We start from the raw sequence: 7,186 nt of genomic DNA on the forward strand, positions 1-7,186 counted from the left end.
GTGCCGCGGCCGGGCCGTGGCGGGGCGTGCCGTCGCGGGCGACCCGCGCCGGGCCGTGGCGGCGATCGCGGCGTATGGGCGTCGCCCGGCATCCGCGCCCCTTGCCGTGTCGGAGGTCGGGGTTAGCCTGAGGGTGGAGGTATCGATGACTCTCGATCCGCGCTCGCCCCGCACCCCGTCCTCGTCCGACAACGCCGGTCCGCACCCCTGGCGCCGCTTCGTCGCGCTGGGCGACTCGTTCACCGAGGGCATCGGCGATCCCCTGCCCGACGGCGGTCACCGCGGCTGGGCCGACCGCGTCGCCGAGGTGCTGGCGAGTCAGGTCGACGACTTCGCGTACGCCAACCTCGCGGTGCGCGGAAAGCTCATCGCGCAGATCGTCGCCGGCCAGATCGAACCGACCCTGGCCCTCAAGCCGGATCTCATCACGTTCTCGGCCGGCGGCAACGACGTCATCCGGCCCGGCAGCGACCCCGATGCGGTGGCGCGGCAGTTCGAAGACGCGGTGCGGCGACTCACGCGCGACGGCGCGACCCTGGTGGTCTTCACGGGGGTCGACACCGAGTTCACCCCCGTCTTCCGCAACATCCGCGGCAAGGTCGCGATCTACAACGAGAACATCCGCGCGATCGCCGAACGCTACGACTGCGTCGTCGCCGACCAGTGGGCCCTCAAAGAGGTGCAGGACATGCGGTTCTTCGACGACGACCGCCTGCACTACAACGCGCTCGGCCACCACGAGGTCGCCCGCATGGTGCTGCGCGCCCTCAACGTGCCCAACGACCTGCAGGCGATGCAGCCCGAGGCCGTCGCGCCGACCACGTGGCGCGCCGCCCGCGAGAAGGATTTCGTCTGGGCGCGCGAGTATCTCGTGCCGTGGGTGCTGCGCCGTCTGCGTCATCAGTCGTCGGGCGATCACATCCAGGCGAAGCGGCCGGATCCCCTGCCCGTGATCACCCTGGCTCCGGGCCGGGATGCCGCGGGCTCGCGCGAGACGCCGGCGTGATGCGCGTGGATCCCGTCGCGGTCCTGCCGCCCGCCGTCCTCGCCCTGCTCGACGCGGCCGACGCCGACACGCTGTTGCGTGACGCCGAGGCACTGGCCGAGGGCCTGACCGACGCGGGGTGGGCCCCCGAGGTCGAGAGCGGGCGGTTCGGCGCCGACGGGTGGGACGTCGTCTCGTCCGCGTGGGCACCCGATCTGTCGATGTTCCTCGACGGCGACGTGCGCATGGTCCGCGGTGCGGCGCTGGCGATCGCGACCGCGCTGGGCGACCGCGGTGACCGATGGAGCCTCGACACCGAGGGGCCCGACTGGTCCACATGGAGCGTCGACGACCCGCGATGGCAGACCGACGAGATCGACCGGCTGCTGTGGTCGGGTCGAGGAGCGGTGATATCGCTCTTCACGGCTCCCGAGATGCCGGCCGGGCCGGGTGTGCTCCCCGCGCACCTGCAGCTCGCGATCTCGCGCGCCGACACACCCGACGAGGGCCTGCCTCGCGACGACGCCCGCGACCGGCGGGTCGCTGTGGAGGGGTCCGTCGTCGAGCGCTGGTACCTCGCCGGTTCTGAGGGGCTGCCCGACGACGTCCTCGCCCGGCTCGAGGCCGACGACGACGGTCGCGTGCGCGCCGCCGCCGCCTCGGAGCGCATCATGCGCGCGGGTTCATCGCGCGGCTGACGGCAGCTTCTTTCGAGATCGCACCCCGCGGAACGGCACGATCCTGGGTCAGCGCGGCTCCGGCATCCCGCGCCGCAGTTCCCACAGCGCGACCGCGCTGGCCGCGGCGACGTTGAGCGAGTCCACTCCCCCGGCCATCGGGATCGTCACGACCGTGTCGGCCGCGGCGAGCGCGTGACGGCTGAGCCCGTCGCCCTCGGACCCCATCAGCAGCGCCACCCGCTCGTGCCCCGCGGCCGAGAACGCGTCCAGGGTGACCGCGTCGTCCGTCAGCGCAAGGGCCGCGAGATGGAAGCCCTCGTCGTGCAGCAGGGGGGCGGCATCCCTCCACTCGGGAAGACGCGTCCACGGCACCTGGAAGACGGTGCCCATGCTCACCCGCACGCTGCGGCGGTACAGCGGGTCGGCGCAGCGCGGGGTCACGAGCACGGCGTCGGCGCCGAGGGCGGCGGCCGAACGGAAGGCGGCTCCGATGTTGGTGTGGTCGACGATGTCCTCGAGCACGACGACGAGCCGGGCGTCGCGGACGACGTCGGCGACGGAGGCCAGGGGCGGCCGATGCATGGATGCCAGCAGCCCCCGGTGCACCGTGTACCCCGTCACCTGCTCGGCGATCTGGGCGGGCACGACGTAGACCTCGGCATCCTCGCCGACGAGGGCGAGGGCGTCGGCGAGGAACTTCTGCTGCACGAGCACGGAGCGCGGCCGGTGGCCCGCGCGCAGGGCCCGGTCGAGGACCTTCGCGGACTCGGCGATGTAGAGCCCGCCGGCGGGTTCGCTGACGCGGCGCAGCGACACGTCGGTGAGGTCGCGGTAGTCGGCGAGGCGCGGGTCGTCGGCGGTGTCGAGGGCGATGACGGGCATCGTCCCATCGTGCCAGCCGCGCGCGGTCGCGCCGTCCTGCGCCCGCCGGCTCCGCGCCCCGGTCGAGTGTCCACGACGCGCCGCACCGGACGCGGCCCACCCGGCGCGTCCTGGACACTCGACGGGTAAAGCCCGCGCCCCCGCGCACACCACCCCCGAACACGAGTGTCCACGACACGTCGCACCGGCCGCCGCCCACCCGGCGCGTCCTGGACACTCGACGGGTAGAGCCCCGCACCCCCGCGCACACGGCCCCCCGAACGCGAGTGTCCACGACACGCCGCACCGGCCGCGCCCCACCCGGCGCGTCCTGGACACTCAACGGGTAGATCCCCGCGCCCCCGCGAGCACCACGCCCGGAACACGAGTGTCCACGACACGCCGCAGCAACCGCGCCCCACCCGGCGTGCCGTGGACACTCGACGGGGCGGGAACCCGCGCCCGGCTCAGGCCACGTGCAGCGCCTTGCCCCCGGCGACGACCAGGGCCCGCTCGGGCTGTCGGACGAGCGCGTCCATGGGGTTCTCGGCATCCATCAGGACGATGTCGGCGCGCGCCCCCTCGACCAGATCGTGCACGTCGCGGCCGACGGCCCACGCCGCGGCGCTCGTGGCCAGCCGCACCACGCGATCGAGGTCGTCGTCGCGCACGAGTCCGCCGGCCCGGGCGTACTGCCACGCGATGCCCAGGATGTCGCCCGTTCCGTAGGGACTCCACAGATCCCGGATGCCGTCGGTGCCGAGCCCCAGGGCGACCCCGGCGGCGTCGAGATCGGCGAGGGGCAGCTGGGCGCCGCCGAGCGGGGCGACGGTGGTCATCGACACCCCCGCCTCGCCCATCGCGGCGAGCAGGTCGCGACGGCGCACGGCATCGAGCTGGGCGATCGCGAAACCGTGCGCGATGTTCACCCGTCCCGCGAGACCGTGCTGCTGCACGCGGTCGACGAGCAGCTCGATCTGGAACGCCCCGAGCTCGGCGGGGTCGTGCAGGTGGATGTCGATCCCCGTGCCGGTCTCGACGGCCAGCGACACGAGGGCGTCGATCTGTCCGACGGGGTCCCGATCGATGGATGCCGGGTCCAACCCGCCGATCCAGCCGACGCTTTCGCGACCGGCGGCCGCGCGCAGCAGCTCGAGCACGCCGGGGCGGCGCAGGACGCCGTCCTGCGGGAAGGCGACGAGCTGCACGTCGAGGGCTCCGCCGTAGGCGGCCGCGGCTTCTTCGACCGCGTCGATCGCGCCGAGGCCGATCCCCGTGTCGACGTCGACGTGGGTGCGGATGGCCGTGGTGCCGTGCAGCACGAGCTGCTGGAGCACCGCGGCGGAGCGCTCGATCGAGGGGATGCCGAGTGCCCCGCGCTGAGCGCGTTCGTGGCGGATGCGTCCGTCGACGCCGCCCGCTCCCCCGTAGGGCTGCCACGGCAGCCCCCACCAGGACTTGTCGACGTGGGCGTGGGCGTTGATGAGACCGGGCAGGGCGAGCAATCCCCGTCCGTCGAACTCTCGCACGCCGATCGGTGCGGGGCCGGCGGGTCGGATCGCCGAGATGCGACCGTCGGTGATGTCGATGTCGACGGGGTCGCCGCCCCACGGGCGCACGCGGCGGAGGCAGGTGACGTCGAGCATGGCGGGGGGCGAAACGGGGGGCATGTCCCCAGTATCGGCGGATCCGCGGCTGGTGCGGCGGCGCCGCGCGCGGCCGGCGGCGACGTGCCGTCGCCCCGCGCCGTCGGCGTGAGCCGGTGTCGGCGCCCCGCCCTAGACTCGTTGCGACGGAGGTGTGCATGACCGACACGACGGAGGATGCCGGGTTCTCGGCATCCATCGATCGAGCCGTCGAGGTGCTGGCGGGCCGACGGGTCGCGGTGCTGACCGGTGCGGGCGTGTCGACGGACTCCGGGATCCCCGACTATCGCGGAAAGGGTGCGCCGACGCGGACGCCCATGACGGCGCAGCAGTTCCTGGCCAGCGCCGACGCGCGCCGGCGCTACTGGGTGGGCAGCCACCTGGGGTGGAAGGTGTTCGCCGCCGCCGAGCCCAACGACGGTCACCGCGCGCTCGCCGCGCTCGAGGGCGCGGGCGTGGCCAACGGCGTCGTGACCCAGAACGTCGACGGTCTGCACGTGCGGGCCGGCAGCGGCCGGGTCGTCGAGCTACACGGCACGATGCGCCGCGTCGGCTGCCTGCAGTGCGGCCAGGTGTTCGACCGCCGCGATCTGGCCGAGCGGGTCGAGGCCGACAATCCGTGGATCACCCTTCCCGAGAACGTCGAGCTCGGGCCCGACGGCGACGTGACGCCCGCGTCCGCCGATGGTTTCGTCGTGCCCACGTGCTCGGTGTGCGGCGGGACGCTCAAGCCCGACGTCGTGTTCTTCGGCGAGTACATCCCGGTCGAGAAGTTCCGCGAGGCCGAGCAGCTGGTGCACACCAGCGACGCCCTGGTGGTGGCGGGCTCGTCGCTCGTCGTGAACAGCGGCATCCGTCTGGTCGAACGTGCGCGGCGCAAGCGCCTGCCCGTCGTCATCGTCAACCGCGGCACGACGCGCGCCGATCAGCGCGCGGCGGTGAAGATCGACGGTGGCACGACCGACGTGCTGCGGGCGTTCGCCGAGCGGCTTCCGGGACTGCTGTAGGGCGCGGGGCTCCCGCTCCCCCGTCCGCGCACCCGGTTAGGCTCGAACCCGTGACGATCCTGACTCTTGTGCGACACGGTGAGACGGCCTGGAACTACGGGGGCCGCATCCAGGGCTCGACCGACATCCCCCTCAACGACACCGGACGCGTGCAGGCGCAGGGCGTCGCCGAGACGCTGGCGGCCGAGTACGCCGGCCGCGAGGTGGTCGTGGTGTCGAGCGACCTGTCGCGCGCGGCCGAGACGGCCGACATCATCGCCTCGGCCCTGGGCACGACCGTCTCGCGCCGCCACCCCGGCCTGCAGGAGCGGTCGTACGGCGAGGCCGAGGGGATGGACGCGCCCACCTTCGCGGCGGCGTTCGGGCCCTGGCACGTCGCCGACGTCCCCGGCGCCGAGGCGTGGCCCGTCGTGCGGGAGCGCGCCCTGGCCGCGATCGCCGAGATCGTCGCCGAGACTCCGGCCGGCGTCGATGTGATCGCCGTCGCGCACGGCGCGCTGATCCGCGAGGTCATCTCCTTCGCCACCGACGGGGCGTTCCCCCGCGAGGGCGAGCGCCTGCCCAACTGCTCGGCGACGACGTTCCGCCTCGACGGCGACGCGTGGGAGCTGCTCGCCTACGCCGGCGTCGCGAGCTGAGTTCCTGAGCCCGCGCCGCGCCCTACCGCGCCGCGCCTACTCCGCCCGCGCGACCACCGCCCGCGCGACCACCGACCGCGCGTGGCGCAGGATCGGCTCGTCGATCATCCGGCCCTCGAACCGGAACACCCCGCGCTCCCCCTCGGCCGCGTCGAGGACGCCCCGCGCCCACGCGACCAGCTCGGGCGTCGGCGCGTACGCGGCGCGGATCGTGGCGACCTGCCCCGGATGGATGCACGCCGTCGCGGCGAACCCCGAGGCGGCGGCATCCCGGGCCTCTTCGGCGAGACCCTCGAGGTCGCCGATGTCGACGTGCACCGCGTCGACGGCCCGTTTGCCGAACGCCCCCGCGGCCAGCAGCACCCGCGCCCGCGCGAGCCGCGCGACGTCGCGATATCCGCCGTCGTCGCCGCGACTCGACGTTCCGCCGAGACTCGCGACGAGGTCTTCGGCGCCCCACATCAGCGCCACGACCTGCGGCAGCGCCGCGAGGTGCTCGGCGTGCACGACGCCCCGGGCCGTCTCGCACAGCGCGATCACGTCGTACCCCTCGAGGGGGGCGAGGGATGCCGGCTCCTCGGCCTTCGCGACCATGACCGTCCGCACGCGGGTCTCGGCCACCGCGGCGAGGTCGCGCGCAAACTCCGGCGTCTGCGGTCCGTTGACGCGCACGATGACGCGGGCGGGGTCGGGGTCGGCGTCCACGAGCGCGGCGCGCGCGTCGGCCTTGGCGTGCGGGGCGACGGCGTCCTCGAGGTCGACGATCGCGGCATCCGCCCGTTCCAGGGCTTTCGCGAGACGCTCCGGGCGATCCCCCGGGACGAACAGCAGCGCGGGACCCAGGTCGAACGTCACGAGACGCCCTCCCGCGACCACATCAACACCGTGCGCGTCGCCGTCGCCACGACCTCGTCGTTCTGCGAGAGTCCGGTGTGGGCCATGACGACGACCCCCTGACCGGGACGGGATGCCGAGGGCCGCACCGACACGATCTCGGTCTCGGCGACGAGGGTGTCGCCGACGAACATCGGCGCGGGAAAACTCACGTCCGTCAGCCCCAGCTGCGCGACGAGCGTGCCCTGGGTGAGCTGCGCGACCGACAGGCCCACGAGGGTCGACAGCGTCCACATCGAATTCACCAGCGGGCGGCCGAAGGGCTGCGTCGCGGAGTACGCGGCATCCAGGTGCAGGGCCTGCGGGTTCATCGTCAGCGTCGTGAAGAGCACGTTGTCGGCGTCGGTCACCGTGCGACCGGGCCGGTGGGCGTATCTCTCGCCGACGACGAACTCCTCCAGGTACAGGCCCCGCTGCTCGATCATGCGGCCACGGTACCGGTGAGTCCCAGCGCGCGCGAGATCACCATGAGCTG

At 73.7% G+C, this 7,186-nt stretch carries 8 protein-coding genes; 4 read left to right on the top strand and 4 right to left on the bottom strand.

Features of this window, described 5'->3' with window-relative positions:
• Positions 1–145: 145 nt before the first annotated feature.
• On the top strand, positions 146–1,006 hold the full coding sequence (locus tag DC432_RS09305; RefSeq protein ID WP_116537651.1) for an SGNH/GDSL hydrolase family protein: 861 nt from the start codon (positions 146–148) through the stop codon (positions 1,004–1,006).
• The gene (locus DC432_RS09310; RefSeq protein WP_116537652.1) at positions 1,006–1,683 is read left to right on the top strand and encodes a hypothetical protein; all 678 of its coding nucleotides are present in this window, start codon (positions 1,006–1,008) and stop codon (positions 1,681–1,683) included. Before DC432_RS09305 ends, DC432_RS09310 begins: the two co-directional genes overlap by 1 nt.
• A gap of 48 nt (positions 1,684–1,731) precedes the next feature.
• Here the strand turns inward: DC432_RS09310 and DC432_RS09315 are convergent, their stop codons facing one another.
• Together DC432_RS09315 and DC432_RS09320 are read right to left on the bottom strand one after the other, a co-directional pair.
• Positions 1,732–2,547: a TrmH family RNA methyltransferase gene (locus DC432_RS09315; RefSeq protein ID WP_116537653.1), complete on the bottom strand. Its 816-nt coding sequence runs from the start codon at positions 2,545–2,547 to the stop codon at positions 1,732–1,734.
• Positions 2,548–2,993: 446 nt separating this feature from the next.
• Positions 2,994–4,196, bottom strand: a complete 1,203-nt coding sequence (locus DC432_RS09320) for an amidohydrolase family protein (RefSeq protein ID WP_243393086.1) — start codon at positions 4,194–4,196, stop codon at positions 2,994–2,996.
• A 134-nt stretch (positions 4,197–4,330) separates the two neighbouring features.
• Between DC432_RS09320 and DC432_RS09325 the strand changes: the two genes are divergently transcribed.
• Both DC432_RS09325 and DC432_RS09330 read left to right on the top strand, forming a co-directional pair.
• Positions 4,331–5,179, top strand: coding sequence for a Sir2 family NAD-dependent protein deacetylase (locus DC432_RS09325; protein ID WP_116537655.1), 849 nt, complete (start codon positions 4,331–4,333; stop codon positions 5,177–5,179).
• A gap of 50 nt (positions 5,180–5,229) precedes the next feature.
• The gene (locus tag DC432_RS09330; protein ID WP_116537656.1) at positions 5,230–5,817 is read left to right on the top strand and encodes a histidine phosphatase family protein; all 588 of its coding nucleotides are present in this window, start codon (positions 5,230–5,232) and stop codon (positions 5,815–5,817) included.
• A gap of 36 nt (positions 5,818–5,853) precedes the next feature.
• Here DC432_RS09330 and DC432_RS09335 read toward each other — a convergent pair whose 3' ends face one another.
• Together DC432_RS09335 and DC432_RS09340 are read right to left on the bottom strand one after the other, a co-directional pair.
• Entirely contained in the window at positions 5,854–6,672 is an 819-nt protein-coding gene (locus tag DC432_RS09335; RefSeq protein ID WP_116537663.1) for an HpcH/HpaI aldolase/citrate lyase family protein, read from the bottom strand.
• Positions 6,669–7,136, bottom strand: coding sequence for a MaoC family dehydratase (locus tag DC432_RS09340; protein ID WP_116537414.1), 468 nt, complete (start codon positions 7,134–7,136; stop codon positions 6,669–6,671). The genes DC432_RS09335 and DC432_RS09340 overlap by 4 nt, the downstream gene beginning before the upstream one ends.
• Between the last annotated feature and the right edge of the window lie 50 nt (positions 7,137–7,186).

Origin of the sequence: Microbacterium testaceum (assembly GCF_003075375.1) — a bacterium.
GTDB lineage: Bacteria > Actinomycetota > Actinomycetes > Actinomycetales > Microbacteriaceae > Microbacterium > Microbacterium testaceum_E.